This is a genomic window from Gemmatimonadota bacterium (genome assembly GCA_009835325.1).
GTDB lineage: Bacteria > JAAXHH01 > JAAXHH01 > JAAXHH01 > JAAXHH01 > JAAXHH01.
On the sequence record VXWP01000039.1, the window covers coordinates 101,024 to 127,129 of the forward strand.

At 61.0% G+C, this 26,106-nt stretch carries 26 protein-coding genes and 2 tRNA genes; 12 read left to right on the top strand and 16 right to left on the bottom strand.

Annotated features, from left to right (window positions below; translation table 11 throughout):
* Window positions 1-4 precede the first annotated feature (4 nt).
* From F4Z81_04960 to F4Z81_04990, 7 genes are all read left to right on the top strand, one after another.
* A complete protein-coding gene (locus F4Z81_04960; GenBank protein ID MXW04404.1) occupies window positions 5-727 on the top strand; it encodes a rhomboid family intramembrane serine protease in 723 nt (240 codons plus the stop codon).
* Entirely contained in the window at window positions 724-1,503 is a 780-nt protein-coding gene (gene yqeC / locus F4Z81_04965; GenBank protein MXW04405.1) for a putative selenium-dependent hydroxylase accessory protein YqeC, read from the top strand. The genes F4Z81_04960 and yqeC overlap by 4 nt, the downstream gene beginning before the upstream one ends.
* A gap of 224 nt (window positions 1,504-1,727) precedes the next feature.
* Window positions 1,728-2,786, top strand: a complete 1,059-nt coding sequence (locus F4Z81_04970; protein ID MXW04406.1) for an extracellular solute-binding protein — start codon at window positions 1,728-1,730, stop codon at window positions 2,784-2,786.
* Between the two features lie 92 nt (window positions 2,787-2,878).
* A complete protein-coding gene (locus F4Z81_04975; protein ID MXW04407.1) occupies window positions 2,879-3,946 on the top strand; it encodes an ABC transporter ATP-binding protein in 1,068 nt (355 codons plus the stop codon).
* A gap of 8 nt (window positions 3,947-3,954) precedes the next feature.
* A complete protein-coding gene (locus F4Z81_04980; protein MXW04408.1) occupies window positions 3,955-5,649 on the top strand; it encodes an iron ABC transporter permease in 1,695 nt (564 codons plus the stop codon).
* 56 nt (window positions 5,650-5,705) lie between these two features.
* On the top strand, window positions 5,706-6,848 hold the full coding sequence (locus tag F4Z81_04985) for an MFS transporter (protein MXW04409.1): 1,143 nt from the start codon (window positions 5,706-5,708) through the stop codon (window positions 6,846-6,848).
* 105 nt (window positions 6,849-6,953) lie between these two features.
* Complete coding sequence (locus F4Z81_04990) at window positions 6,954-7,403, top strand: DUF1640 domain-containing protein (protein ID MXW04410.1); 450 nt, start codon at window positions 6,954-6,956, stop codon at window positions 7,401-7,403.
* 43 nt (window positions 7,404-7,446) lie between these two features.
* On the opposite strand, the gene F4Z81_04995 is transcribed toward F4Z81_04990, so the two are convergent.
* The 5 genes from F4Z81_04995 to F4Z81_05015 all read right to left on the bottom strand — a co-directional run bounded on the left by F4Z81_04995 (window position 7,447) and on the right by F4Z81_05015 (window position 10,285).
* Window positions 7,447-7,902: an SRPBCC domain-containing protein gene (locus F4Z81_04995; GenBank protein MXW04411.1), complete on the bottom strand. Its 456-nt coding sequence runs from the start codon at window positions 7,900-7,902 to the stop codon at window positions 7,447-7,449.
* 105 nt (window positions 7,903-8,007) lie between these two features.
* Window positions 8,008-9,516: a glutamate--tRNA ligase gene (locus tag F4Z81_05000; protein ID MXW04412.1), complete on the bottom strand. Its 1,509-nt coding sequence runs from the start codon at window positions 9,514-9,516 to the stop codon at window positions 8,008-8,010.
* 6 nt (window positions 9,517-9,522) lie between these two features.
* Window positions 9,523-9,996, bottom strand: coding sequence for a hypothetical protein (locus F4Z81_05005; protein ID MXW04413.1), 474 nt, complete (start codon window positions 9,994-9,996; stop codon window positions 9,523-9,525).
* A 91-nt stretch (window positions 9,997-10,087) separates the two neighbouring features.
* Window positions 10,088-10,175: transfer RNA gene (locus F4Z81_05010), tRNA-Ser, on the bottom strand.
* A gap of 23 nt (window positions 10,176-10,198) precedes the next feature.
* Window positions 10,199-10,285, bottom strand: a tRNA-Ser gene (locus F4Z81_05015).
* 168 nt (window positions 10,286-10,453) lie between these two features.
* Here F4Z81_05015 and F4Z81_05020 point away from each other — a divergent pair.
* Window positions 10,454-11,863 carry a hypothetical protein gene (locus tag F4Z81_05020; protein ID MXW04414.1) on the top strand — a complete coding sequence of 470 codons (1,410 nt, stop codon included), beginning with the start codon at window positions 10,454-10,456 and terminating at the stop codon, window positions 11,861-11,863.
* A gap of 303 nt (window positions 11,864-12,166) precedes the next feature.
* On the opposite strand, the gene F4Z81_05025 is transcribed toward F4Z81_05020, so the two are convergent.
* From F4Z81_05025 to F4Z81_05055, 7 genes are all read right to left on the bottom strand, one after another.
* Window positions 12,167-12,955 carry a tetratricopeptide repeat protein gene (locus tag F4Z81_05025; GenBank protein ID MXW04415.1) on the bottom strand — a complete coding sequence of 263 codons (789 nt, stop codon included), beginning with the start codon at window positions 12,953-12,955 and terminating at the stop codon, window positions 12,167-12,169.
* A 13-nt stretch (window positions 12,956-12,968) separates the two neighbouring features.
* Complete coding sequence (locus F4Z81_05030; GenBank protein ID MXW04416.1) at window positions 12,969-15,140, bottom strand: TonB-dependent receptor; 2,172 nt, start codon at window positions 15,138-15,140, stop codon at window positions 12,969-12,971.
* Window positions 15,127-15,456: a helix-turn-helix domain-containing protein gene (locus F4Z81_05035; GenBank protein MXW04417.1), complete on the bottom strand. Its 330-nt coding sequence runs from the start codon at window positions 15,454-15,456 to the stop codon at window positions 15,127-15,129. The genes F4Z81_05030 and F4Z81_05035 overlap by 14 nt, the downstream gene beginning before the upstream one ends.
* The gene (locus tag F4Z81_05040; GenBank protein MXW04418.1) at window positions 15,443-16,012 is read right to left on the bottom strand and encodes a hypothetical protein; all 570 of its coding nucleotides are present in this window, start codon (window positions 16,010-16,012) and stop codon (window positions 15,443-15,445) included. Before F4Z81_05040 ends, F4Z81_05035 begins: the two co-directional genes overlap by 14 nt.
* A gap of 214 nt (window positions 16,013-16,226) precedes the next feature.
* Window positions 16,227-18,005: an FtsX-like permease family protein gene (locus F4Z81_05045; protein ID MXW04419.1), complete on the bottom strand. Its 1,779-nt coding sequence runs from the start codon at window positions 18,003-18,005 to the stop codon at window positions 16,227-16,229.
* Window positions 18,005-18,688 carry an ABC transporter ATP-binding protein gene (locus tag F4Z81_05050; GenBank protein ID MXW04420.1) on the bottom strand — a complete coding sequence of 228 codons (684 nt, stop codon included), beginning with the start codon at window positions 18,686-18,688 and terminating at the stop codon, window positions 18,005-18,007. Before F4Z81_05050 ends, F4Z81_05045 begins: the two co-directional genes overlap by 1 nt.
* A 118-nt stretch (window positions 18,689-18,806) precedes the next feature.
* Complete coding sequence (locus F4Z81_05055) at window positions 18,807-19,295, bottom strand: DUF3299 domain-containing protein (protein MXW04421.1); 489 nt, start codon at window positions 19,293-19,295, stop codon at window positions 18,807-18,809.
* 154 nt (window positions 19,296-19,449) lie between these two features.
* Between F4Z81_05055 and F4Z81_05060 the strand changes: the two genes are divergently transcribed.
* The 4 genes from F4Z81_05060 to F4Z81_05075 all read left to right on the top strand — a co-directional run bounded on the left by F4Z81_05060 (window position 19,450) and on the right by F4Z81_05075 (window position 23,802).
* A complete protein-coding gene (locus F4Z81_05060) occupies window positions 19,450-20,298 on the top strand; it encodes a DUF4382 domain-containing protein (GenBank protein ID MXW04422.1) in 849 nt (282 codons plus the stop codon).
* A gap of 164 nt (window positions 20,299-20,462) precedes the next feature.
* Window positions 20,463-21,479, top strand: a complete 1,017-nt coding sequence (locus tag F4Z81_05065) for a lactonase family protein (protein ID MXW04423.1) — start codon at window positions 20,463-20,465, stop codon at window positions 21,477-21,479.
* Window positions 21,472-22,875 (top strand): dihydroorotase family protein, encoded by a 1,404-nt coding sequence (locus tag F4Z81_05070; GenBank protein MXW04424.1) that lies wholly within the window; start codon window positions 21,472-21,474, stop codon window positions 22,873-22,875. The genes F4Z81_05065 and F4Z81_05070 overlap by 8 nt, the downstream gene beginning before the upstream one ends.
* A 33-nt stretch (window positions 22,876-22,908) precedes the next feature.
* Window positions 22,909-23,802, top strand: a complete 894-nt coding sequence (locus tag F4Z81_05075; protein ID MXW04425.1) for a dihydrodipicolinate synthase family protein — start codon at window positions 22,909-22,911, stop codon at window positions 23,800-23,802.
* Window positions 23,803-23,837: 35 nt separating this feature from the next.
* Here F4Z81_05075 and F4Z81_05080 read toward each other — a convergent pair whose 3' ends face one another.
* From F4Z81_05080 to F4Z81_05095, 4 genes are all read right to left on the bottom strand, one after another.
* Complete coding sequence (locus F4Z81_05080) at window positions 23,838-24,830, bottom strand: zinc-binding dehydrogenase (protein MXW04426.1); 993 nt, start codon at window positions 24,828-24,830, stop codon at window positions 23,838-23,840.
* Between the two features lie 16 nt (window positions 24,831-24,846).
* Window positions 24,847-25,224: a PH domain-containing protein gene (locus F4Z81_05085; GenBank protein ID MXW04427.1), complete on the bottom strand. Its 378-nt coding sequence runs from the start codon at window positions 25,222-25,224 to the stop codon at window positions 24,847-24,849.
* Between the two features lie 112 nt (window positions 25,225-25,336).
* Window positions 25,337-25,693, bottom strand: a complete 357-nt coding sequence (locus F4Z81_05090; protein MXW04428.1) for an mRNA-degrading endonuclease — start codon at window positions 25,691-25,693, stop codon at window positions 25,337-25,339.
* A gap of 24 nt (window positions 25,694-25,717) precedes the next feature.
* Window positions 25,718-25,945: an AbrB/MazE/SpoVT family DNA-binding domain-containing protein gene (locus F4Z81_05095; GenBank protein MXW04429.1), complete on the bottom strand. Its 228-nt coding sequence runs from the start codon at window positions 25,943-25,945 to the stop codon at window positions 25,718-25,720.
* Window positions 25,946-26,106: the final 161 nt, after the last annotated feature.

Genomic DNA, 26,106 nt, shown 5'->3' on the forward strand with positions numbered 1-26,106 from the left:
GCCCATGCTCCTACCTCTCCAGGCTGAAAGCCCGTCCTATGGCCGGCCCGTGATCACCTACGGGCTGCTCGCGGCCAACGTGGCCGTCTTCCTGTTCCAGTTCGTCCTGGGACCGGTGGGCGAGCAGATCTTCATCTTCAAGACCGCGGCCATTCCCTTAGAACTGACCCATTTCGTCGACCGGAACGAGATTCCCATTCCGGGCACCTCCCTGCTCTACCCGGACGCTCTAGTGCCCTTCCCCCTGACCCTGTTCACGGCCATGTTCGTCCACGGGGGTTTCATGCACCTCGCCGGCAACATGCTGTACCTGTGGATCTTCGGCAACAGCGTGGAAAGCGCCATGGGGGCGGGCCGCTACCTGCTCTTCTACCTCCTGACCGGCCTGTGCGCCACCATGGTGCACGTGGTATCCGAGCCCGATTCCGCCATCCCGATGATCGGCGCCAGCGGGGCGATCGCAGGCATCCTGGGCGCCTACTTCATCCTGTATCCCAAGGCCTACATCAAGACCTTCGTCCTGCTGTTCATCTTCATCCAGATCATCCACGTGCCCGCCATCATCGTACTCGGGATCTGGTTCCTGCGACAGATCCTGGGCATCGGTAGCGACGGCGTGGCCTGGTACGCCCACATCGGGGGATTCCTCGTCGGCATGGTCCTCGTACGGCGCTTCCTGCAGCGGCGGCCCCGAACGATTCATATCCGTCCGGGGGGCGAGTGGTGAGCGGACCGGCGGCGGAAACGCCCTTCCTCGACACGCTTGGGATTCGCCGGGGAGACGCCGTAGCCATCGTCGGCAGCGGCGGCAAGGCCACGCTGATGTACCGGCTGGCCGGCGAGGCCGTCGATCGTGGAGACGTCGTCATCACGTCCTCCACCACGCACCTGCATCCGCCGACGTCGAAGCAGACGCGCGGATTCTACGTGACCGCCGAAACGCCGGGCTGGCCGCAGTTGATTCCCCCTGAACTGAAAACGCGCCGACACGTGACCGTCCTCGGCGCCCGGCCCCGGCCGGACAAGCTCAAGGGGCTGGACGCGGAGGAGTTGGAAAAGTTGCGGGAGGTCTGCGCGCCCGACCTGCTGCTCATGAAGGCCGACGGCGCCCGGGCCCGGCTGTTCAAGGCGCCCGGGGACCATGAGCCCGTGGTGCCGGCGGGGACGACACGGGGCGTGGTCGTCGCCACCCTTAGGGCCGTCGGCATCCCGCTGGACGAGCGGCAGGTGCACCGGCCGGAGCGCGTGGGCCGTCTGACCGGGTTGAGACAGGACGAACCGGTAACACCCGAAGTCATCGCTGGCGTCGTAAGTCATCCCGAGGCGTACCGGCGAGCTTTTCCGGAATCCGTACCCCTTTCCTTGTACCTCTCCTGCGCAGGTGACGAGGATAGCATGGACCTGGCCCGGCGAATCGTCGCGGCCGTGCCCGACTCGGTATTCGAAGGCGTCTACTGCGGGGACATACAGCGGTCGCAGGCGGTGGTGAATCGGCTGGCCTGACCCTGGGTTGAGGGCCCCGGCGGAACCGTGTCCGCACCGCCTTGCGCGACCCCGTGCAGCCGTGTCCTTGCCGCCTTGTACGACCCGACGTTCCGCCAAATCCGCGTTGACACTGTACGCCCGCCGTGGTACTTTCTAGCCACGTCCCGGGGCTTTCCGGATTCGGTGAAACGGAGCGTCGCGGCGAAGGTTACGCGGGATTACCAGGTTTACAAAGGAACGTAATGAAGACGGGTCTGGGTCTACGCTTTACGACATTGGTGCTGTGCGCGGCCGTTTCAGCGTGCACGGTCATCATCGCCTTGGGTTGCGGCAGCGGCGATTCGAACCGGCGCGTCGTGACGGTCTATTCGCCCCACGGCAAGCCGATCCTGCCCGAGTTCGAGAAGCTCTTCGAGGCCGCTCATCCCGATGTGGACGTCCGGTGGCTCGACATGGGCTCGCAGGACGTGCTGGACCGGGTGCGGTCGGAGCGGACCAATCCCCAGGGCGACGTCTGGTGGGGCGCGCCGGCGACCAACTTCATCCAGGCCGCCGACGAGGGCCTGCTGAGTCCCTACCGGCCGACCTGGGCGGACGCCCTGCTTCCCGAGTTCAGGGACGAGGAAGACCGGTGGTACGGCACGGCGCAGTTGATACCGGTCATCGCCTTCAACAATCTCGAGTTGACGAAGGAGACGGCGCCCGGGGACTGGGACGAACTCCTCGACCCCCGGTGGCGGGACCTGATCGTGATCCGGTACCCGCTCGCGTCCGGCACGATGCGGACGGTCTACTCGGGGATGATCTGGCGCACGTACCGGGACACCCGGGTTCCCGACGCGGGGTACGCGTGGCTCACGCGGCTCGATGCCAACACGAAGGACTACGCCGCCGATCCGAACATGATGTTTCAGAAGCTCGCCCGGAAGGAAGGACTGGTGTCTATCTGGCTGATGAGCGACATCATGATGCAGGTGGACCGGTACGGCTATCCCTTCGATTTCGTGGTGCCGAGGAGTGGCGCGCCCGTGCTGACTGACGGCATCGCGCTGATCGCCAACGGCAAGAACCCCGACGACGCCCGGCTCTTCTACGAATTTGTCACCAATGTGGATCACACCGTCCTGCAGGCCGCGGAGTACTACCGGATCCCGACCCGGGGCGATATCCCGAAAGACCGCCTGCCCGCGTGGATGGCCGATCTTTCCGTCGCCCCCTTCGACATCGACTGGAAGGTCTTCTCCGAACAGTCCAGCACCTGGATGAAGTACTGGGACGACAACATCAAGGACCGGGGTTAGCTCTTTTCGCCTGCCGTTGCGGCCGGTTCTGATCCGCGGCCCGTTTTGATCTAAGCTTCATACTGATCCGCGCCCTATTCTGATCTCCGCCCATGGCCCAGGTCACCCTCAATCGCCTCACCAAGCACTTCGATGACACCCCGGTCGTGAAAGGCATCAGCCTGACGGTGGCCGACGGCGAGTTCTTCAGTCTCCTGGGACCGAGCGGTTGCGGCAAGACGACCATCCTCCGCATGATCGCCGGGTTCATCTTCCCCACCTCCGGCACCGTGCTCTTCGACGACCAGGACGTCACCCACGTGCCCGCCAACCGGCGGAACACCGGGATGGTGTTTCAGAACTACGCCCTCTTTCCCCACATGACCGTCTTCGAGAACGTGGCCTTCGGCCTGCGAACGCGGAAGGTGGCTGCAACCGAGACCAGGGATCGCGTGGCGCGGGCCCTCGACCTGGTGGGACTGGCCGGGCTGGAACAGCGTCCCGTGCCCCAGTTGTCCGGCGGACAGCAGCAGCGGGTGGCCCTCGCGCGGGCCGTGGTCATCGAACCCGACCTGCTGCTCCTCGATGAGCCGCTGTCCAACCTGGACGCCAAGCTGCGGGAAGAAACCCGGGACCAGATCCGGGAGCTGCAGACCAAGCTGGGTATCACGGCCATCTACGTCACCCACGACCAGGAGGAGGCGCTGGCCGTTTCCGACCGGATCGCGGTCATGGAGGAGGGTGTGTGCCGGCAGCTGGACCGCCCCGACGCGATCTACCGCAGGCCGGCCAACCGGTTCGTGGCCGCCTTCATGGGCAACATGAACCTCTGGGAGGGGGTGCTGGATAAGGACGGGGGCAGGACGGTTTTCCGCCACGCGAGCGGACTGGCCGTTGTGTTGTCCGAGGACTCCGACCCGGCGGCTGGCCCCGGCGGCCCCGTGTACTTGGCCCTCCATCCCCAGGCCGCGAAGTTGACCGACGAGGATACGGAAGGCACGGTGAGCGGCGTCGTGACTACCCGGCGTTTCAAAGGTGCTACGGTCGAGTTCACCGTCGATGCCGGAGGCGTCTCCATACAGGTCGTGGAGTACGCGGAAGGCCCGATGGCCGCGCGTCAGCCCGGCGATGCCGTGCGCGTCCGCATTCCCGGCGACCAGGCGATCATCCTGAGAGATTGAACCGGACCATGAACCTGTACGCTTTTCTCCGGCAACCCCGAACCCTCGTCTTCATCCCCCTGGGATTCATCCTGCTCGGCTACATCGTCTATCCCGCGGCGCTCGTCTTGTGGGAGAGCCTGTTCCGGGAAGGGCAGTTCGGCTTCGGCAACTACGGGGAGTTCTTCGATCCGGACAGCCCGTCCTATATGGAAGGCCTCTTCAACAGCGTCATGGTCTCCGTGGGCAGCGTGCTGCTGTCGGCCCTCATCGGCGTCCCCCTGGCCCTCATCTTCACCCACTACGACTTTCCCGGCCGGTCCGTGTTTTCCGCGCTGGCCATCCTGCCCATCGTCCTCCCGCCGCTGGTGGGCGTGCTCGCCTTCCTGTTTCTCTACAGCGAAAGCGGTATGGTCCCGCGCCTCATCCAGGCGGCCCTGGGGCTCGAGCGGCCGCCCTTTTCGTTGAACGGTGTGTGGGCCGTGCTGCTCGTGCACGGCTACACCATGTACGTCTTCTTCTACCTCTTCACCTCGGCGGCGCTTCGGGGCATCGATCCCGCGGTCATGGAGGCGGCCCGCAATCTGGGCGCGTCGTCGTGGTTCAGCTTCCGGACCGTCACCCTGCCCCTGCTCACGCCCGCCATGGTGGGGGCGACGCTCCTGGTCTTCATGACGTCCATGAATTCCTTCAGCGCACCCTTCATCTTCGCGGGCGGATTCCGCTTCCTGAGCCTCAACATCTACACGTCCAAATTGAACGGCGACATGGCCATGGCCGTCACGCAGACCGTGGTCCTCTCCGCCTTCTCCATCGCCTTCCTGTTCTGGATGCGCCGTTACGAGGGGCGGCGGCAGTACGCCATGAGCACCAAGGGCACGGCAACGGTCCGGCGCGAAATCCGGGGACGCTGGGCGCGCCTGCTCGCGGGCACCGCGGGAATCGCCATGGTGGTGGTGCTCCTGCTGCCCCATCTGACTATCCTCCTGCTGTCCTTCGTCCAGGACGGCACGTGGACCCACCAGATCCTGCCCCAGGTCTATACGTCGGAAAACTACGGTCGCCTCTTCCAGGACCCCACCTTCTGGGAACCGATCCGGAACAGCCTCAACATGGCGGTGGTTTCCACGGCGGCCGACGTGGCGATCGGCGTCACCGCGGCCTACCTGGTCGTCAAGGGCACGTTCCGGGGCCGCAAGCTGCTCGATGCCCTCGTGATGGTGCCGTGGGCCCTGCCCGGCACGGTGGTGGCCATCAACCTGATCGTCGCCTTCAGCCAGGGCACGCCCTTCAGCTTCGGACAGGTGCTGGTGGGTTCCTTCTGGCTCCTGCCCATCGCGTACTTCGTCCGCCATCTGCCCATCGTGTTCCGGGCGTCCGCGGCGGCCTTCAGGCAGCTGGACGACTCCCTCGAGGAAGCGGCGCGCAACCTCGGCGCGGGGTGGTTCTACGCCTTCCGCCGCGTCACCCTGCCCCTCATCGGTCCGGGCGTGCTCGCCGGTACGCTGCTGGCCTTCGTCACGGCCCTGGGTGAATTCGTGGCCTCCATCCTGCTCTACGTCTACGACAACCGGCCCATCGCCATGGAGATCCTGTCCCACCTGCGCCAGTTCAACATCGGCAGCGCCGCGGCCTACGCCGTCCTGCTGCTGCTCCTCGTGTCTGTCGTACTGCTGGGCTCCAACTACTTCTCCCGCGGCACGGCGCAGCGCAGCCTGTCATAGACCCGCGGATGCAAGCGTCTTCCTCCACCCAGGCCACCCGGAGTCATACGTAACCCGTGCTCAAGCGTTCCGACTACTTCCTGTTCACTTCCGCATTTGTCATGGATTTCTGCACGGGCCTGGTATCCTTCGCCGTGCCGCTCAGAGCCTTGGACCTGGGCGCTTCCGTGGTGGAACTCGGATTCATAGGCACCGCGGGTTCCCTCAGCTTCACCCTGGCCTGCACCTTCACGGGCAAACTGGCCGACCGCTTCGACCGGCGCCGGATCCTGGCCATCGCCTCCGGCTTGACCGCGCTGGTGTTCGGCATGCTCTTTCTGGCGGTGAACTACTGGATGCTGCTCGCGGGCACGGCCATGGGCTGGGGACTGTTGGCCCTCTTCTGGCCGTCGGTGCAGGCGATGCTGGCCGAGGGCCGCAGCCGGACCCAGTTGGTCAAGACCCTCGGCACGTTCAACATGTTCTGGACCATGGGATTCATGCTGGGCCCGTTGGCGGGGGGCTATCTCTACCTCGTGGGTCCATCCGTGCCCTTTGCCACCGGCACGATCGGCATGGTCCTGCTCACGCTGGCGATCACGTTTCTGCGTATCCGGTCCGTCACAACGCAGGATGAGGATCCGGCAGAGGAGGCACAGGGACGCTCGCGCGAGGACACGGCGCGCTTCCGCTGGATCGCCTGGACGGCCAATTTCACGGCATTCTTCATGATCGGCATGCTCAACAACCAGTTCCCCAAGCTCGCCAGCGAGCTCCTCATCCGGCCCGATACGCTCGGCATACTGCTCGCCATTCCGCGGCTTCTGCAGATGACGGTCTTCCTCATCGCGCGGTACACGACCTGGTGGCAGTTCCGCCTCAGGCCCCTCGTCATTCCCCAGATTGCCGCCGTTGCCGGCATGATCGTCGTCGCGACGCAGGATGCCACCGTGGTGCTGGCCTTCGCCTTCGGAACCGTCGGGTTGCTGGTCGGCGCCGCTTTTTCTGCCAGCCAGTTCTATTCCTTTTTCCAGGAGGAACGCAAAGGGGAAAAGGGCGCGCGCAACGAGATGATCGTCGGCATGGGCATGGTATCCGGACCGCTGGTCGGCGGCCTGCTGGCGCAGCTCATCGGACTGCGCATGCCCTACGTGCTTTGCTGCATCGTGCTGATCGCGGGAATGATCGTCGAGTACCGGTGGTACCGGAAGCGGGATTAGGGATCGGGATCAGGGGCTTGGGATCAGGGGCTTGGGATTGTTCGAACGCGGCAATCACGATCCCTGAAAATAAAATGCCGAGATGTCTTCGCTCAAATCTGACTAATCCGTAAACAGTCCGATTTACCGCATTCAACCGATGCAGGAGACGCCGTGTCCTATTATCCCATAGATACCCACGCCACGGTCCGTGAATTCGAAGCCGCGGGCATCGAGACGAGGCAGGCGGAAGCCATCGTCAAGGCGATGACGTGGAGCCGGAACGACCTGGTGACGAAGACAGATCTCGCGGGATTCGCGACCAAAGAGGATCTGGCCGGGTTCGCGACGAAGGAAGACCTGGAGCGATTCGCGACGAAGGAAGACTTTGAACTGTGCGCCACGAAAGAGGACCTGGAACGATACGCCACGAAGGAAGATCTTGTTGTTTTAAGGGCCGAAATGGCTGCGATGAAATCGGACCTTGAAAAGCAGATCAGCGGCGCCGTCATCAAGATGATGATATGTATGATCAGCATGTCCGCGCTGATCGTCGGAATGATGAAATACCTTTGACCACCCACGAGCACCTAGGCGTAGAACGACGGTAAAACGCCTGTTACCCTTCGGCGATCCGCTTGATCTCGTCCAGCCCTTTGGGCCAGGTCTCGTTGAAGTACTCCACGTAGTCGTTGAACGTGTCCGTTTCAACGGTCAAGTGGGTACCGCCTTCCACGTCCTTCAGCGTGTAGTTCTCGAACGCCGGCGTCCATGATTTCACCTCGTCGCTATCCGTATCCTCCACGCCATTGACAATATACCCGAGATGCCGTATGGACATGAACTCGTGGGTCCGGTTTGCGTCGATCATGCTGATCATGCCGTCGTTGCCCGCATTCAGGAACCGTATTTCACTGCCTTCGCTCCAGTCCCCGACAAAGTAGGACCCTTCGGCGAAAAGACTCGTCCACCTTCGAAAAGATTCGTCCTCGAACAGGGCCTGCCACACCTTGTCCCTCGAAGCGTTTATCGTAATCGAGTAGCGGAGTTTTTCAGTGGCGTTCTGATCTGACATTGTTTTACCCCTTCTCCAAGTCTGTTTTCTCTCCGGGTTTTTACCCTTTTACTTTCCAAGTTTGGTTTCGTCAACTTCTTCACGCTTCGTATAGCGTCATGGGCACTATCCTTCGCCAATCGCCGCCTGTTCGACCACTTCCGGAAGACGCACCAATGCCTTCTCCAAACGGTCGACACACGCCGCTTTCCCCAGGACGGCGATAAGATGGAACAGGGACGGACCGGCCATTTCGCCGGTCAGCGCCACGCGGCAAGGATGGATGAACTGGGCCGCCTTCAATCCTTCCCGTTCCGATAGGTTCCGGACGACCTCCTCCACTGCTTCCGTGTCGAACGCTGCAAGCGCGGCGAATTCGTCGCGTAGCCAGCTGATCCGCGCAACAACGCCATCCGGATCCTTCGACCAGTGCTTCCGGACGGCCTTTGGATTATACCCGAAGTCGTCCGTGAAGAAGAACCTGCCCTGGACCGCGAAATCGGCCAGCGTGCGGCACCGTTCCCGCAGCAAGCCGACGACCTCCAGGACGTAGTCGTGATCTACGGGTCGACCGCCTACCAGCCCGTCGTCCTGTCCGCACGGTTCTTCGTCACCGATGAGTCCTGCGCGTACCAGAAACGGCTTCGCCAGCGTCCACAGTTCCTCGTTGGACAGGGCCATGATGTGCTGGCCGTTGAGCCACTCGAATTTGCGCAGGTCGAAGACGGTGTCCCGCTTGTGGACCTGGTCCAGGGAGAACCGCTCCATGAGCTCGGCGCGGGTGAAGAACTCCTGGTCGTCGCCGGTCTGCCACCCGAGCAACGAGAGGAAGTTGACCACGGCGTCGGACAGGTAGCCGGCGTCGCGGTATTCGGAGACGGACACGGCGCCGTGACGCTTCGATAGCTTCTTCTTGTCCTCCCCCAGGATGCTGGGAAGATGGGCGAACTCGGGCAGCTCGGCACCCAGGGCGCGGAACAGGTGGATATGCTTGGTGGTATTGGTGACGTGGTCGATGCCTCGGATGACGTGAGACACGTTCATGTCCACGTCGTCGGCCACCACGGCCAGGTGGTACAGGGGCGTGCCGTTGGACCGTACGATGACGAAATCGTCGATGGTCTCGTTCTCCACCGCGATCTCACCCAGGATCCGGTCCTGGAATACGGTTTTCCCCTCGGGGATCTTGAGCCGGATGACCGGCTTGCGGCCCTCTGCCTCCAGGGCTTCGGCCTCGGCATCCGTGAGGTCCGCATAGCGGCGGTCGTTCCGCCAGGACCGGCCCTCGGCGAGGGCTTCCTTCTTTTTCGCTTCCAGCTCTTCGGGCAGATAGTAGCACCGGTAGGCTTTGCCGCTATCGACCAGGGCCCGGGCCCTGGCGACATGCCGGTCGAACCGCTGGGACTGATAGACTACCTCTTCGTCCCAGTCCACGCCCATCCACTCCAACACCTCGAATATGGCATCGACCCACTCGGATCGGGAGCGGGCGGTGTCGGTGTCTTCGATGCGCAGGAGGAAACGGCCCTTCTCCCTGCGGGCGAAGAGCCAGTTGAACAGGCCCGTGTGGGCGCTGCCGATGTGGAGAAGTCCGGTGGGACTGGGGGCGAAGCGAACGCGTACGGGCCGGGACATGGGTCGTCAGGATGCCTGCGGATCCGAACCGCCGGCGTCTGTCGCCGAGGTCGAAGCATCGGTGGCGGGAGGCGTGGCAGTGGGCGTGGCGTCCGCCGGTGCGGGTGTTGCCGCTGGCACGACGGAAGGCGGCGGCTCCAGGGTCATGGTCACCCCACCTATCGCGCCTGCCAACAGGTTGTACAACCAGGTGGCCAGCGAGACCACCAGGGCACCGAGCACGGCGTACAGGATGGTAATCACGATCCAGGCTATGACCGCGATGAAGCCCGTGGCCCCCACGATGTAACCCATCTCGTCGGGCATGCCTTCGGACATCCCCACCATGCCCATGAAACTCGCCATCAACGTGATCATCACGGCGTATAGCGCTCCGACCACGAAACCCACGGCGCCGGCGATGAGGAAGGTGATCTTGCACGCGGACCATGGGTCGATACGCTTTAGCTGGTACCTCATAGGTGGTGCTCCCGTTGGCATTACGTGGATGGGGCTCCCGGGGTTCCGGTTCGGTCCGGAACCCGGTGGCGTCCGCCATGCTGCCGATGAAGAACAGCGAATTGACTACGAACGGAGAGGGAGGGATTCGAACCCTCGGTAGGTTTTTGACCCACAATCGCTTAGCAGGCGATCCGATTCAGCCACTCTCGCACCTCTCCCAAGAGATTTCCGCGTCGCTGGACGGTGGGGGTGGGATTCGAACCCACGGTACCCGCAAAGGTACAACGGTTTTCAAGACCGTCTCTTTCGGCCACTCAGACACCCCACCTGACAGGCGGCAATATAGGCTGATCTAGCGACGGGTGTCAATCTAAAACAGCGGTCGGAACCGCCTTTGATGCCCCGGAAGGAACGTCCTTCGGCTCCCCGGAGCGCTTGACCTGGTTTACAGGCTCATTTAGTATATATTTTAAACCATTAACTGGAGACAAGTACCATGAAACAGCGAATCTGGCGGCTCACCGGCTACGTGCTGTTCTCCCTGTTCATCGGAACGTACACGGCTTCCCACTTTGCATCGCCATATGAATCTACGAACGAGGACGGCTCATACCCTGTGGATGGCACGAAATCGGTGGATGGCAAGCACTCGGGGAATGCCGCGCCGGGGAATGCCACGCCGGGGAATGCCGCGCCGGGTGATGCCGTGCCGGGCGATGAGGACTGTTATGCGGAGATCGCGTCCATCGACTATGGGGACGGGAGCGAGAAGCTCGAGAACAACCGGTTCCGCCATGTCTTCCAGTACATCGATACGTATCCCTACTTTCGTCGAATCAGCGACGTGTACGTGGGCATCGAGACGGTCCGGTACTTTCCAAATTCGACCCGGCCGAACCGGTCCTACTGGAGAATCGTGGACGGAAGAAAGGGCGTCGGCGCCGAGGGACACTACTCGTTCATCCAGGACTTCCGCGGTGAAGCGAACGTCCTGGGCGTCGCCGTCGGTGTGAATGTGGCCGACGAGTTTGCGTTCTTCTTCTACGACCGGGACAGCGATACAAACGCCAGTCATTATGCGCACGGCGCGAGGGAGGGCCTGCTCGACGTGATGACGACCATTGAGGACAAGGCGGAGTTCATCATCGTGGAGAAGGCGTCGAGCTGGCGCATCGGTACCAATACGAAGCTGCGAGCGTGGAGCTCGCGTTTCGTGGATTCGGACGGCGATTGGAACGAAGGGATTTACTCGAACAAGCTGTTCAGGACGTTGTACTTCATCAAAAGCCAGGTGACCGTTGCGGGCGTCGAGCGTGAAGTGAACAGGATCTGCAGGCTCGCCTGGTCTCCCTTGGCCGTGACGAATTCAGACAAACTGGTACCGGCCATCGAGGCGGAACTGTTGCGCCGGGCTGATAGGATACACGCGTTGCGGATCGTCAACAACGAAGTGCCGGCATCGCGGGCGGAATGGAGGTCCGCTTTCAACAGCTTAAGACCCGAGACGTTCATTCGTGTGCTGACGGTCCCGAGGAGTCATTCCGGTGACTTTGGCGTGAGCACTGAAGTCGGTGAAATCACGATCACCTTTACGCGTGATCCTTACAGCGACCAGATCCACTACCGCCCTGAAAAGGTGTGGAGGCTGGATGGAGCACAGCACAATTCCGGATTGTATCACTTCGACATTCAGGGACGTCTGTCCGTCAACGGACGGGACCTGGGATGGATCATCGACGCCAGGATCGGTACCTACTGGCGGTGCTGCGACGAGAACACCTACAATCTGAAGCACCAGAAGTTCGGGATGCAATGGAGGAATGTCGACAGGGATGACTACCGTATGCAATGCGGGTCCGAGGAGTGCAAGGTGTACATCAGGAAGGGGATCCTGCGGTTTCGCTGAGCCCTCCTACACCCGTACCGTCAGCCCATCGTGGAGGGCCGTGCGGTAGGCTTTGAGGGCGGGAACGAAGCCCATCAGGAAACCGGCCGTCACCACTCAACTTATTCTATGTTTAACTTAGTACCGGTTATAGTTGTTGAACAATAGTATCATCCGTGTGCATCCGGGTACGGTTACAATCGTCATAGAACAGACCTTTGGCCCTAGGTTCACCACAGCATCGGACACCTGAACGAGTGAACTACGCACACCTTGCAACGTTTGATTGCGCAAAGGTAGGGTAATCGTTACCCTCAGTTCTGGTTAGTTGTTGCCCATCCGCTTCTCCAACGCCGGCACAAGCTGATATCGGACCCATCCTCCGTCTGGATTGATCTCCAGAGCCTTTTCGTAGTATGCCTTCGCGGCGTCGTTATCATCCAATTCAACGGCGACCTGACCCAGCCACGCATAGGCTTCGTAGCGACCCCAACTTGGATGTACTTCGGATACGGGTTGGTAGGTCTCGAATCGATCCACGGATCTCAGGAGCAGTTCGCGGGCTTCCTTGGAACTTCCTCCGAACATCGGTGGAGTTTCCAGGGCAGATATACCCGACAGCAATAGAACCCTCGGGTTATCGGGATCGGATTTCACGGCCCTGTCCATTGCGTTCTTCGAACGCGGACCTAGAATCATACCCTTCCATGGCGAAAGGGCAATCTTCATGCCATAAAGAGATGATTGGAGCGCATGGGCTTCTGCGAAGTTTTCCTTCAGTTCAATGCTAGTTGCTAATTGATCGATGCCGGCGTCAAGGTGTCTGTTGGCCAAGTCTGTATCGCTTTCGTAGTAGTGCTGCGACAGATATCGGTCAGCCAAGGCGATATAGTAGTGTATTAGCCACGGCTTCTCGGCCATGGGTAGAATCCGCTCGAAGGTGGCCCGGGCTTCGGCTAGTTTTCCGGTTTCAAATAAACTGTTCGCCTTATGCATCTGGGTTCGTACTTGAATCAACAATGAATCTGGATGGCCGGTAGTTGCAGGGCTTTGTGCCGACAATACGGCAGGAAAGAACGCCCATGTCACAAACACAATATACAGTCGCTTCATGATGACCTCGCATTTACAGGTTGATGGACAGTCCGAAGTAAACGGTTCTCAAAGTCGAAGACCTGACTGTGCTACGTCTCAGGAAGTCGCGTGAGTAGATATAATCCAGGATATTCTCGCGTCCGAGCACGTTAGCGACCGATAGATAGAATACATCCGGCTTGGAACCGAGAAACCGGTGTAAAAAGGTCAGGTTTAAATCCAACCTTCGATAGGATGGCAGGCGTTGATCGTGATAGGTGTGCGGACCGCTGGTGTATGGTTTTCCTGTAGCGTATCTGTAGCTCAACCCCAGCCGAAAATTCAGGGCAATCGCCATATCTGCAACAAGGTTTAGGTTGTTAGTTATGTCGAACCTGGTCGAAGCAAGATGCGGTGCTTCTTCCCACAGTCGTTGCGTCTTGATGTAGCTGTAGGAGATTCTACCACTCAACCTGTTCCAATCGCGTTTCATAAAAACGTCCACACCTTGACTGTATCCGTGGCCGCCGTTGAGGTTACGCGGGTTCATGTCGTTCAGCGGTAATCGCGTATAGATTTTCCGGTAGACTTCCAGCCGATACATGGAGTCTTCGTTCTGGAAGTTCAGGCCGGTGATGTAGTGCGTAGATTTCATCGCCTTCAATAGACTTTGTTCCACGAGTTTAGTTTGGCGGGATGGGTTGTGGAATTGGTGGTATGTTCCAATTGAGATAAGGGCATTCCAGCCGGCACTAAGCGGAAGCGTAATACGGAAACGTGGATCGAGCGCACGCTCGTTCGTGGACATTATCTGTTCGTGGCGAAGTCCGCCGGCGAATCCTATCCTTCCTGCCCACTTACCGTTTAATCCCACGAAGGAGGCCAGTCTCGTCGACCGGTAACCAGTATCCAGATGCGATACATCCAAACGTGGATTCAATTCGGCTGACGTAGGGTCAACCGGAATCTGGCCACTAAGGTAGTGTCGGTGTTCATAGGATTCGAACCCCGCATGCACGCGCACATGCTTCCAAACATACTCGCCTCTGAGTCGTAATTGGTAGAGCCTGTCCTCCGAGTCAAGATCCAGCATTCCAATCTGTTTTCGGTGTCCGTAATCGGTGAATGCGACGTTTCCGGTGAACATTAACCTTTCGCCCGCAAGTTGCCTCCATCTCAGATTCATGAAGTTCTGACGGCTGTTTCCTTTGTAATGTAAGGGATCGCCCGGTTGTACGATTTCGACACCAATATCGTCACTGTCCCTGAAGTAAAACAGCTTGAAGGTACCTCCAGGCGCATACCGGTAGGTCCAGTTTAAATTAAAGTCGTATGATACCGGATATTTAGAAAACACCTGACTTGTTCCATTGAACCGATAGAGATAATGGGTATCGCCATAGTTACCGGATACCGACAATCCCAGAACCTCGTGAACTACAGGAATCTCTAATTGCGCTGAATAAGAAGCGAGTCCCAACCCCATCCTTATCCCGAATCGTTCAGGCATGTCCCTGCTTTGCATACTGAGCACGCCCGAGAGTGCGTTCCCGTATTCCACCCCGTACCCGCCGCTCGAAAAGTATGTTCCCTTTAGCAAGAACGGCGATACTGTCCCCGTAAATCCGCCGTTCGGTGACTCGAATCTGTAGGGGTGATACAGATAAGCTCCGTCCAGGACAACGGCGGTTTCTGATACGTCGCCTCCTCTCACATAGAGGCCGGCATCGTCACCTACCTGTTGCACTCCAGGGAAAGTCTGGATTGTGCGAAAGACATCGGCGTAACTGCCTGCTGTTGTCACTATCTCCAGAGGGGTCAGCGTAACACCGGTTTCTTCATCACCATTTAGCGCATGGTCTGTTACCGTAATACTCCGGTGTTCCAACAGGACGGGTTTCAGCCTGACGTCGATAACAAGGGATTGACTGCCCACCTTTCTTACCTTCCGCTTTTGGTTTTCATATCCGATGTGCGAAAAAACAAAGGTGTAGCCTTCTTTTGTCCTCGGGGCGGAAATTTGATAGAATCCTTGTTCATCTGTAAATGCACCAATCATTGTACCATGCAGATATACATTTACGGAGGGTAAGGGCGTTCCCTTATCGGAATAGACCCTGCCTCGCACACTTACCTGTGGATCTTGACCGGAAACATAGCCCGCGAATGATAGAAGGAAGACAATAAAGAGTGTACGTATGATTGACGGACTAATCATTGGCACGGCTGAGCAATTTCATCAGGTTAGACACGTGTATTTTGAGGCGACGCTTACCCTCTTCGGTGAGCTGGTACCAGGTCACAGGACGCCGATCACGGAACGTCTTTTCGATTGACAGGTAACCGGCATCCTCGAGTTTGCGAAGGTGTGTTCCTATGCTACCGTCGTTCTCGTCTAGTACCTGTTTCAGCCTGCTAAAAGACATCATTTCGTGCTTCGAAAGCAGGACACAGATGGCAAGGCGTACACGGTGCTCTAGGAGACCCGCGAGCACTTCAAGTTCCTGCACGGAGGAAACGTCGGGATCAGATGGAGGCATCTGATTTTCCCTTACCGAGAAATGCTACCACTAAGAGGGCTCCTGAAATGACAACACCCGAGGCGGTTGAGCCATATCCCGGTAGGTAAAGGATGACGGGAAAACAGATCCCTATTACAATGCCGACCGGTACAAGCCGTCGATCCAGGTGTAAGCCAGCATAAAAATAGGACAGGGCGAGTAGAAGCACTGAGAAAGCGCCTATGCCAGAGCCGGTTAACTTCCCACCTGCGACCAACAACCCACCGAGCACGCCCGCCACCACAAAAGCCAGCCAGTGTTTTACCCAACGCATCCCTCTTTCTTTATCCACCTGGCCGATGCGTGCGCTAGCCCGTGAACCGAGCCACATGGACAGGAGAAATCCGACTGGAGTTGCGACTAGCCAGTACCACCTAATCCAACTTTTGTCTTCGACGAAATCAGATATGGGATAACCGAGTAATATGATGACCGCCCAAAGTACATAAATTGAGCTGAAAGGAACGCTTTCCGATCGGTCCGTCGCGGCACGTACGTAAGCCACGTCTTCCTTGAGTTTATCGATGTCCGTCATGATGTTCTCCCTAACAACGAGTACTATAACTAAAAGATTACTCTGAAATATAGAGTATAATTCCGTTTATGTCAACAGAAAAACGAAGTACACTGAGTTTTATAAGGAAATGAGAGGAATTCGAGGTTGTCGCCGACCAGCTGTGGCTGGTCGGCTGAAGCACTGGCCAAACCCAGCATCGAACCTGGTTGCCGGCTTCGAGCTGAGCGCCTACCTACACCCGCACCGTCAGTCCATCGTGGAGGGCCGTGCGGTAGGCTTTGAGGGCGGGAACGAAGCCCATCAGGAAACCGGCCGTCACCACGGCGCCCATGAAGAGCAGCTCGACGGAACCGGGGGGCCGGATCGGGATGAAGAGCCCTACCTGTGCTTCGACGATAGACTGTCCGACTGAGAGCAGAACATACACCAGGCCAAGTCCGGCGAGCGCTCCCGCCGCGGCCAGGCAGGCCGATTCGAGCACCAGCAGGGCAACGATCCGGTTGGGACCGGCTCCGACGGCGCGAAGGATCGCCATCTCCCGGCGGCGCTCGTTGAGCGACGTGTAGAGCGAGACCAGCATGCCCAGCAGCCCCACCATTACGACGAAGATGGTCACCAGCCGCAGGCCGGTCTCGGCGTAACCCAGGCTCCGCCACATCTCGTTCAGGGCGACTCCAGGGATCACGGCCATCATCGGCTCGTCCTCGAAGTCGTTGATCTCGCGTTGCAGCATGAGCACGTCCCGGCGGTCGGTCGTGCCCACGAAGAACGAGGTCACCTGGGTGACTTCGACATCTTCAATCGAGAGATTCGCTTCGCCGTGTGCGTGTCCGTCGTCGGCGGCAGCCACTTCGGACTCGTCGTCATGCGTGTGTCCGTCGTCCGCAGCAGCTGCCTCCGTCTCTTCCTCGTGGTCGTGTTCGTCTTCTGCCGGAACCGCCTCGGCCTCCTCCTCGTGGGTGTGTCCGACGTCCGCGGGGGCCGCCTGCGCTTCTTCCTCGTGGGCATGGCCGTCGTCTGCCGAAGCCGCCGCCGTCTCCTCCTCGTGTGCGTGTCCGTCGTCTATCGGGGTCGCCTCGGTCTCCTCCTCGTGGGCGTGCCCATCGTCAACAGGGGCCTCCTCCTCGTGTGCGTGCCCATCGTCGGCCGGGGCCGCTTCCATCTCTTCATCATGGGCGTGCCCATCGTCAACAGGGGCCTCCTCCTCGTGTGCATGCCCGTCGTCCGCGGCAGCCGCCTCAGGCTCCGCCTCGTGTGCGTGTCCGTCTTCTGCCGGGGCCGACTCTTCCGCTTCCTCGTGCACATGACCATCGTCCGTCGGGGCCTCCGCCTCATCGTGGGCGTGCCCGTCGTCCGATGCCGACGACGTACCTTCCTCCAGGTGGATGGCCTCCATGCCCTCGAGGGTCACGTAGAGGGCGCGGTCCACGGGGGTGAACGTCTTGGCGAGGACGCCCACGACCGTGAAAGGCATGTGGTCGTGGACCAGGAAACCCACCTCGCCGATCCCATGGGTCACCGCGATCTCGTCGCCCAGCGAGTAGTTCAGCTCGGACGCCACGTCCGCGCCCAGGGTCACGTCGTACAAGCCTTCGCTCGCCCGGCCTTCAGCCAGTGCGATTTCCTGGCCGCCGCGGTAGCGATAGCGGTGATAGAAATCGTCATTCGTTCCGATGACCCGGAATCCGCGGTGGCTATCCCCCAGGCTGTAGGGGATGGTCCATTCGACGGCCGGGTGATCCGCCCACTGCCGGTAGGCCTCCCACGAGACGTTCTCCGTCGGTGCGCCCATACCGAAGACCGAATACAGCAGCAGCTGGATCGTGCCGCCCTTGGTACCCACGATCAGGTCGGTCTGGCTGATGGTGTTGGAGAAGCTCTCGCGCATGCCCACGCGCACGTTCTCGACGCCGATAAGGAGGGCGACGCTGAGGGCGATGGAGCCCACGGTGAGCGAGGTGCTGAAGGCGCGGTTGCGGAGCGATTTTAGCGCGAGGTCCAAAACCAGCATTAAAGCACCGCCTTGTTGACGTCGGGGAGCGAGATGGTGCGGGAGAACATGCCCTCCAGGGCGCGGTCGTGACTTACGAACACCAGCGTTGCGCCGGCACGCTCGCACTCCTGGAAGAGCAGCTCGAGGAAGTCCTCGCGGCGGTCAAAGTCCAGGGAGGAGGTCGGCTCATCGGCGACGATGAGCTCCGGCGCCCCGATGAGCGCGCGGCACGCCGCCACCCGCTGTTGCTGGCCCACCGAGAGTTCGGTCACCGGCTTACTCAGCAGATCGCCGATGTGGAGATGACCGGCCAGCAGCGCGGCGGATTCCTTCACGCCCGCGCCGTCCAGCCGGCCCCGGCGTCCCGCGTGCATGCGCACAGGCAGGGTGATGTTGTCGATCACCGAGAGGTAGGGGATGAGGTTGAACATCTGGAAGACATATCCGATGTGCTCCGCCCGGAAGGCATCCCGCTGTGGGCCTGAAAGTGAGGCGAGGTCCTCGTCCAGCACCATTACCTCGCCCTCGTTCGCTTCCAGGACCCCCGCAAGCACGCCGAGCAGCGTGGTCTTGCCGCTGCCGCTTGGGCCGAACAGGAACGCGCGCGTCCCCCGCTCGAGGGTCAACTCGGGGATGTCCAGCACCCAGGGGCCTTCGCCGTAGCGGAAGCGCAGGTTCCGGATATCGATGGCAAGACTCATTTGTAGCCTATCCCTGCGAAACGTCCTTCAAAAAAAACCGCGCGTCCCGATAAAATCAAGTGCGCGCTGAGTGCATGCTGGAGACTGCGTCGTGCCTAGCAGGCATCCGCGTCACGGATCAGTACTCGTACGGATAGACCCGCTTGCCGGTGATGGTGAAGCCGACGTAGCCGTACACGCTCTTGGTCATCTCGATCTTGAGTTTGCCTTCGACCCACACCGGGTTCCACCCGTTCAAAAACGCCCATTTGTCCTTTTCCATTTCGATGTAGATGAGCTGGTTGGGCGGGGGAGGCGGCGTGTGTATGCAGGCGCCGACATAGGGAACAAGGAGGAACTCCGTCACCGAGGACGCCCAGTCTTCAAGTGGAACCGCAAATCCGGGGACCTTGACGACTTTACCGTCGAGTTCCGCCAACTCCTCGCCCGGCTTGCCGGTGCGGTAATTCAGGCTGGCCAGGAGGTGCCAGCCCACCTTGATGGGCTCGCCGGCCGGTACGACCGACGGTACGTCCGGTGGTGCATACGCCGGTGCGTCGACAGGATGATCAGGAGCGGGCTTCGGTTCGGCCTTCGGGGATTCGCGCACAACGCTGAGGGACACCATGACCAGCAGGGCGGCGGAAACAAAAAGTAGTTTGTGGGTGACGCCGATCATCGAAAAACTCCGTTTGTCAGGTCGTCTGTTCAATATATATAGCATACAGCCATCTATTGGCAATATAAACGTAAATGCTCCCTTGACGCGTTAACTGCCTGCAATGAAAACACGAGCCTGTCGTTTCCATCTGATCCTTCTCCTGGCATTCGCGACCTTTGGTTGCGACAAACCGACGTCCAGCGTCTTCAGCGAACTGCAGATCCGGCTGGCGGCGCAATCACCGAACCAGCGTCACGTCGGATCCGTCGTCGTGCGATTCTCAGATATGGCCGTACGCTCCGCCGCGAACAGCGAGTACGGAACCCCTGGCGCCGTGCCCCACACGATCGACCTGGCCGAACTTGGAGGGAGCGAAACCCGTATCGTGGAGGTCTTTTCCGTGGCCGAAGGCAGATACGACGCGGCACGGCTCAAACTCGACGGCGTAACCGTGACGCTGACGAATGGTTCGCAGTTCAGCGAGGTGTTCTCGCCACCGCTCAGCGTGGAGATCGTCGTCCAGGGATCTACCCCCGTAGTCGTCGAGCGAAATCGAAAAGCCGATGCGGTTATCGATTTCGACCCGATGCGATCGATCACCCTCGAGGGGGGGACCCGGCGACCCCACGACATCACCGGCTTCAGGTTCCGGCCCAGGGCCCGGTTGGTCGACCTGGCGAGTTCGGGACAGGTCTCCGGAACCGTCAAGCACGATAACGGCACGCCCGCGGTCCTCCGGGACGACGTGCCCCTGCCCGGATACCCCGTTACCCTTTTTCAACCCGGCGGGACGGATTCGGTGACGGTCCGGTCCAATGACGCGGGCCGGTACTCCGCTTTCTTCATGCCGGCCGGTTCTTACGGCCTGTACGTTCCGCAGACTGAAGCAACCGAAGCCTGGTCATCGGAAAACGTCGAGGTGACGACCGCCAGTACCACCCGCCAGGACATCCTCCTCGCCAGGCGCTGACGTCGCGGCCGGGCGCCTGATCTCGCGGGAAATGAAGCCTTGACGGTACCCGGACCGGCCTGCACATTGATTTCCTGTTTTTTCAGCAATGAATCCGGCCCGAATACGAACGATTCCGATGCCGCGGCCCGGTGCGATTGCCACCGCGTGGGAAGGGGCGTTTAATGGCATTTTACATGTACCTGTCCATCACCGGCGAGGGTAAAATCGCCCTTTACGAAATGGACCCGGACAGCGGCGGACTGACCTTCAGGGAAGATGTCGCCGCGGGTGCCGGCGTGATGCCCCTGGTTGCGGATGGCGGCCTTGAACGACTATACGCCGGACTGCGCGGCGAGCCGTCGGTACAGACCTACAGCCTGGATCGCGGAACGGGCTGCATCACGCTGCTGGGCACCACGCCTTTCGACTGGGACACGACATACATGTCCCTGGACAACACCGGCCGATTCCTGCTTTCGGCTTCCAACGGGCACGCCGTGGCGGGCGTCCATGCCATCGGTGACGACGGCATTGTCCAGAAGGCGCCGGTAGCCCGGCAAAAGACGGCGCGAGGCGCCCACTACATCCAGACCGACCGGTCGAACCGATTCGCCTTCGTGCCTCACGTGTCCGAATCGAACACGATCTGCCAGTTCAAGTTCGACGAGCATACCGGCAGGCTGATACCGAACGATCCGCCCCGGGTGGAGCAGCCCCCGGATACTGAGCCGCGGCATTATTGCCACCATCCCACGCTGGATGTGCTATACGTCGACAATGAGAAGGCATGCAGCGTGACGGCCTACCGTTTCGATCCGGACCGGGGGACGCTGGAGGCGATGCAGACGGTGTCGACGCTACCCGCGGATTTCACCGGCGAGAACACCTGCGCGCAGTTCCATATCCATCCGACCGGCCGGTTCGTATACGTGAGCAACCGGGGCCATGACAGCATTGCCGGATTCGCGATCGAACCGGACTCCGGGCTGCTGCGTGCCATCGGGCAGACGCCGACCGAGAAGACGCCCCGCGCCTTCAACCTGGACCCGCAGGGCCGGTTTCTCTACGCCGCGGGCCAGGCAGACGGAAGACTGGCGTCCTACCGAATCGACCAGGTCACGGGCGCGCTTGCGCCGCTCGACGTGTACGACGTGGGACCTTCGCCGGCCTGGGTGATGGTCCTGGACATGGATGCGTAAGGACGGACGGGAGTACACCATGGCTTCCACCTTCGATCTACTCGTAACCGACGGCCTGGTCGTCAACCACGATGGCGTGACTGCCGCCACGGTCGCCGTGCGGGACGGACGCATCGCGGGCGTGCTCGAACCCGACGCCCGGCCCGATAGCGCACAGCAGATATCCGCGAAGGGCCTGCATGTGCTGCCCGGCCTGATCGATCCCCACGTGCATCTCAGGTCGCCCGGCCACGAAGAGCGGGAAGACCCCGTCTCCGGCACGAGCGCCGCGGCCGCCGGCGGCATCACGACCCTGCTCGAGATGCCCATCTCTCCGGTTGCGGCCAGTTCCGCCGAGGGAGTCCGGAAGCGGGGCGAGGCCATCGGCGCGAATGCGCTGATCGATTTCGGTCTATACGGCGCGGCCGGCCATGAGAACGTGGACCTCATCGCCGAGGTGGCCGAAGCGGGCGCCGTGGCCTTCAAGACCTTCCTGACCGCGCCCCCGACCCATCGCGAGGGTGAGTTCTTCGGCCTCTGGTGCCTGGACTACTCGCTGCTGCGGGACGTCATGGCCGCTACGGCCGCCACGGGCCTGCGCCACAGCTTCCACTGCGAGAACTGGCCCATGATCGAGACGCTCATCGCGCAGCTGTCCGCCCAGGGCCGCAACGACGGCCTGGCCCACGCGGAAAGCCGGCCCTCCATCGTGGAAGACACCTCGGTCGCCATCATGATGAGCCTGGCCGCCGAGGCGGGCGGTCCCGTGGAGGTCGTGCACCTCTCGAGCCCCCGGGCCGCGCAGATGGTGAAGGAGGCCAAGGCGCGGGGCCTCGACGTCATCGCCGAGACCTGTCCCCAGTACCTCTTCCTGACCGACCAGGTCCTGTCCGTGCATCGCGGTTTCGCCAAGTGCAACCCGGCCCTGCGGCCGGCCGAAGAGGTGGAAGCGCTCTGGTCCTACCTGCACGACGGCACCCTGGAGTTCGTCGGCAGCGACCATTCACCATTCCGGCCGGAAGAGAAGGAAGGGGACGACATCTTCGCCATTCCGCCCGGCCTGCCCGGCCTGGAATCCATGGCACCCCTGATGCTGACCGCGGTCAACGACGGGCGCCTGTCGATTACCGACCTGGTACGGCTGATGTCGACCCGCCAGGCCGAGATCTTCCGGCTTCCGGGCAAGGGACGGATCGCCATCGGAAACGATGCCGATCTCACCTTCGTGGACCTGGACGCGCGGTGGACCTTCGACCGGAACCAGTGCTTCACCAAGGCCAGGGATGTCATGCGCATCGTGCACGGCATGCCCATGAAGGGCCGCGTCCAGCGTACCATGGTGCGCGGGGAGACGGTGTACGAGGACGGCAGGATCACGGGCCGGCCCGGTTACGGCCGGTGGCTTAAGCCCAACTGACCGCGGAAACCCGGTAGACCGAAAGGACAAAGCATGGCAGTTCCAGATCCCAGGGGCGTGTATACCATTGCGCCGACGCCCTTCGAAGAAGACGGCAGCCTGGATACAGGCAGCCTCTCGACCCTTACCAACTTCCTCATCGACCTGGGGATCGACGGGATCACCGTCCTGGGTGTCCTGGGAGAAACCAGCAAACTGGTCGAAGCCGAACGGGACCTCGTCATCGCAGGCGTGGTCGAAGCCGCCGCGGGTCGGATCCCGGTCTGCGCCGGAACCAGCCACACGGGGACGGACGGATGCGTCGCACTCAGCCGCCGGGCCGAGGAACTGGGCGCTTCCTCGCTCATGGTGGCGCCGCCGAAGCTGGCCAGGGGCACGGACGAGGCCCTGCTCGCCCACTACCTGAAGGTGGCCGACGCCGTATCCATACCTCTCGTGATCCAGGACCACCCCACCAGCAGCGGCGTCCAGATGAGCATCGACTTCATCGCGACGGTGGCCGACCAGTCTCCGCAATGCCGGTTTCTCAAGCTGGAAGAAGAGCCGACTCCGCGCAAGGCCAGCCAGGTGCTCGCGGCCAATCCCGACGTGGAGATCTTCGGCGGACTGGGCGGCGTCATGCTTCTTGAGGAACTGCGCCACGGCTGCATGGGCACCATGACCGGCTTCGCCTACCCCGATATCCTGAAGGACATCCACACGAAGTACATGTCCGGCGACATCGACGGCGCTACCGAGACCTTCTACAGGTACTGTCCCCTGATCCGCTTCGAGGCCCAGACCGGCATCGGGTTGTCCATCCGCAAGAACGTCTACCGGCGGCGCGGCGCCATCAAGACCGCCCGGGCGCGCCAGCCCTACGTCCCCCTGGACGACGGGACCCTGGCGGACCTGAACGATCTGCTGACGCGACTCGGATTGGAGTGATCGAATAGGGTCCGCGAGGGTGGCGGCGCGGCCGCTCAATCCTCCCAGTCGAGCAGGACCCCCAGCGCATCGCCCGGCTTCTGGTAGAGCAGCGCGAAGGCGTCCGCTGCCTGGCGCCAGGGGAAACGGTGCGTGGTCATTCGATCGGTCCGGATCGCGCCCGATGCGAGGAGTTCCATGGCGCGGCGGGACTGGCGGGCACCCGCACGCGTCCGGAAGTACCCGCCCAGCAGTTTGCGACCCTGGATCTTGTTCGAAGGCAGCGAAAGCGGCTGATCCTCGTACAGCCCGATCAGATGCATCAGCCCGCCTAAGGCCAGCATGTCGAGTCCCTGCCCGAAGGCGGCCGGACCCGCGGGACCGCCCACAGCGTAGACCACGATATCGGCGCCGAGGCCGTTGGTCAGGCGCTTCACGGCCCTGACGGGATCTTCCTCCCGGGCGTTGATCACCACATCGGCGCCGCATTCCGCCGCCATGACGCACCGATTGGCCAGCGCGTCCACGGCCACCACCCTGCCCACGCCATTCGCCTTGATGACCTGAAGGATCAGGTTGCCCACGAGACCCTGGCCGAGCACGACCACGGTGTCCTGGGGCTGGATGTCCTCCACTTCCACCCAGGTGACCGCACCGGCCGTCAGCGGGTAGTACGGGGCGTGGTCGAAGGAGAGGTCCGCCGGCATGGGCATGACGACGGTCTGGTCCCACGGGAAGACGAGCCGGGCCGGCCGGACGACGTACTGGGCATGGGGTGCCAGGGCGACGACGCGGTCGCCGGTTTCCAGGTGTTCGACCCCCTCCCCCAGCGCATCCACCGTCCCCGTCAGGGAATAGCCCATGATGTCCGGGCTCACGGCGTGTTCCCGCGTGTACCGGCCGCCGAGTTCGGAACCCCGGCTGATGAGGCTGCACGCCGCCTTGATCCGGATCTCTCCGGGACCGGGTTCGGGAATCGGTACTTCCTCGAGCTCGATCCGGTGGAGCCCTTCGGGTTTGATGACACGCTTCATGGTTGGGTTTTTCATTCCGTCATACCCAAAATCAATCCAACGTGAACTTCGCCAGGGTTCTTTGAACGTCGGTGACGTCAATCCCCTTTTTGAACTCTTTCTTAACAGGCAATTCGTTACCTGAAATCCATACCTTCATCTCGGAGTCGAGATCGACCCGCCCCGCAGTCTCGAACGAAAAATGGGTGATCGACTTATACGGGATGGAGTGGTACTCCGTCTTTCGACCGGATATTCCCTGTTTATCTACCATGATCAACCGCCTGTCCGTGAAAGCAAACAGGTCTCTGACCAGCTTGAAGACCCTGACCAGTTTCTCTTCCTCGATCAGTATCTGCGAGAACTCCTTTTCCATCTCTTCAACTTCGACCTCCGAAGCGTTGCCCATGACGGCGTTCAGAATCGACATAATCCCTCCCTGTGGTTTCTCCTGAATGGTTTCTCCCGATATGTACTACCCGGTTTTTTCCTGAACAGTCCTGATTCATCCTGAACAGTAATGCCGGTTATGCGGCAGCCCGTCAAGAACGGTCTTCCTCGTCCAGCAGCGCCGCGGCCTTTCGCAGGACGTCATCCATGGCCTCGGCGGGCAATGTGCAGATACGCACCACCGTGCCGGACCGCCAGTCCACGCTTTCCAGCTGGTCGGCCAGGATGATCCCGGTTGCCGGGAGCCCTGCGGGGATCGCGACTTCGAACGGATACCCCTTCTCCTCGTCGGTAATCGGGCTGAAGAGGGCGAGGCCGGCCCGGCGGTTATAAGCCTCGGGCGAAACCGTGACGGCGGGCCGCCCGGAAGGCAGGTAGGTACCCTTCCCCGACCTGGAGTAGATCCACACGATCTCGCCCCGAACCGGTACGTAGCTTGATGAAGCCATTATTCGTCTCCTTGTATCTCGCCTTCAGCCGTGGCTGCCGATGCTGATTCTGCCGTGCAGGTTGCGTTTCGAGATGCCCGGCAGCAGGTCGGGAAGTTTGAACCGGGTCCGTTCCAGCGGGACGAGGGTCAATTCCTTGCCCCGGAGCACGAGTACCACCGGCGAATCGTCCCGGACGCCCATCTGGACGGCGACCGGTTTCGGGATGCGCAGCGCCAGGCTGTTGCCCCATTTCTTCACGCGGGATTTCATGCGAGCCTCCTGTATAAATGATGTAGATGCCTCGTTTAGACACACCGCCGAAGGGCGTAACTCCCCTGGTTCGTTAATTGATTAGTCTAGGGATTTGCTGGAGTCTCGACTGATTAGAAAACAAAGTCAGTCGAAACGAAGGCAAATGGGCAGAAACAGAC

Bases quoted from the DNA above. Each gene is read 5' to 3' on its own strand.
- F4Z81_04960 (MXW04404.1), top strand. From the start codon at position 5: ATGCTCCTACCTCTCCAGGCTGAAAGCCCGTCCTATGGCCGGCCCGTG.
- F4Z81_04970 (MXW04406.1), top strand. From the start codon at position 1,728: ATGAAGACGGGTCTGGGTCTACGCTTTACGACATTGGTGCTGTGCGCG.
- F4Z81_04975 (MXW04407.1), top strand. From the start codon at position 2,879: ATGGCCCAGGTCACCCTCAATCGCCTCACCAAGCACTTCGATGACACC.
- F4Z81_04980 (MXW04408.1), top strand. From the start codon at position 3,955: ATGAACCTGTACGCTTTTCTCCGGCAACCCCGAACCCTCGTCTTCATC.
- F4Z81_04995 (MXW04411.1), bottom strand. From the start codon at position 7,902: ATGTCAGATCAGAACGCCACTGAAAAACTCCGCTACTCGATTACGATA.
- F4Z81_05000 (MXW04412.1), bottom strand. From the start codon at position 9,516: ATGTCCCGGCCCGTACGCGTTCGCTTCGCCCCCAGTCCCACCGGACTT.
- F4Z81_05005 (MXW04413.1), bottom strand. From the start codon at position 9,996: ATGCCAACGGGAGCACCACCTATGAGGTACCAGCTAAAGCGTATCGAC.
- F4Z81_05020 (MXW04414.1), top strand. From the start codon at position 10,454: ATGAAACAGCGAATCTGGCGGCTCACCGGCTACGTGCTGTTCTCCCTG.
- F4Z81_05025 (MXW04415.1), bottom strand. From the start codon at position 12,955: ATGAAGCGACTGTATATTGTGTTTGTGACATGGGCGTTCTTTCCTGCC.
- F4Z81_05035 (MXW04417.1), bottom strand. From the start codon at position 15,456: ATGCCTCCATCTGATCCCGACGTTTCCTCCGTGCAGGAACTTGAAGTG.
- F4Z81_05040 (MXW04418.1), bottom strand. From the start codon at position 16,012: ATGACGGACATCGATAAACTCAAGGAAGACGTGGCTTACGTACGTGCC.
- F4Z81_05045 (MXW04419.1), bottom strand. From the start codon at position 18,005: ATGCTGGTTTTGGACCTCGCGCTAAAATCGCTCCGCAACCGCGCCTTC.
- F4Z81_05050 (MXW04420.1), bottom strand. From the start codon at position 18,688: ATGAGTCTTGCCATCGATATCCGGAACCTGCGCTTCCGCTACGGCGAA.
- F4Z81_05055 (MXW04421.1), bottom strand. From the start codon at position 19,295: ATGGTGTCCCTCAGCGTTGTGCGCGAATCCCCGAAGGCCGAACCGAAG.
- F4Z81_05060 (MXW04422.1), top strand. From the start codon at position 19,450: ATGAAAACACGAGCCTGTCGTTTCCATCTGATCCTTCTCCTGGCATTC.
- F4Z81_05065 (MXW04423.1), top strand. From the start codon at position 20,463: ATGGCATTTTACATGTACCTGTCCATCACCGGCGAGGGTAAAATCGCC.
- F4Z81_05070 (MXW04424.1), top strand. From the start codon at position 21,472: ATGCGTAAGGACGGACGGGAGTACACCATGGCTTCCACCTTCGATCTA.
- F4Z81_05075 (MXW04425.1), top strand. From the start codon at position 22,909: ATGGCAGTTCCAGATCCCAGGGGCGTGTATACCATTGCGCCGACGCCC.
- F4Z81_05080 (MXW04426.1), bottom strand. From the start codon at position 24,830: ATGAAAAACCCAACCATGAAGCGTGTCATCAAACCCGAAGGGCTCCAC.
- F4Z81_05085 (MXW04427.1), bottom strand. From the start codon at position 25,224: ATGTCGATTCTGAACGCCGTCATGGGCAACGCTTCGGAGGTCGAAGTT.
- F4Z81_05090 (MXW04428.1), bottom strand. From the start codon at position 25,693: ATGGCTTCATCAAGCTACGTACCGGTTCGGGGCGAGATCGTGTGGATC.
- F4Z81_05095 (MXW04429.1), bottom strand. From the start codon at position 25,945: ATGAAATCCCGCGTGAAGAAATGGGGCAACAGCCTGGCGCTGCGCATC.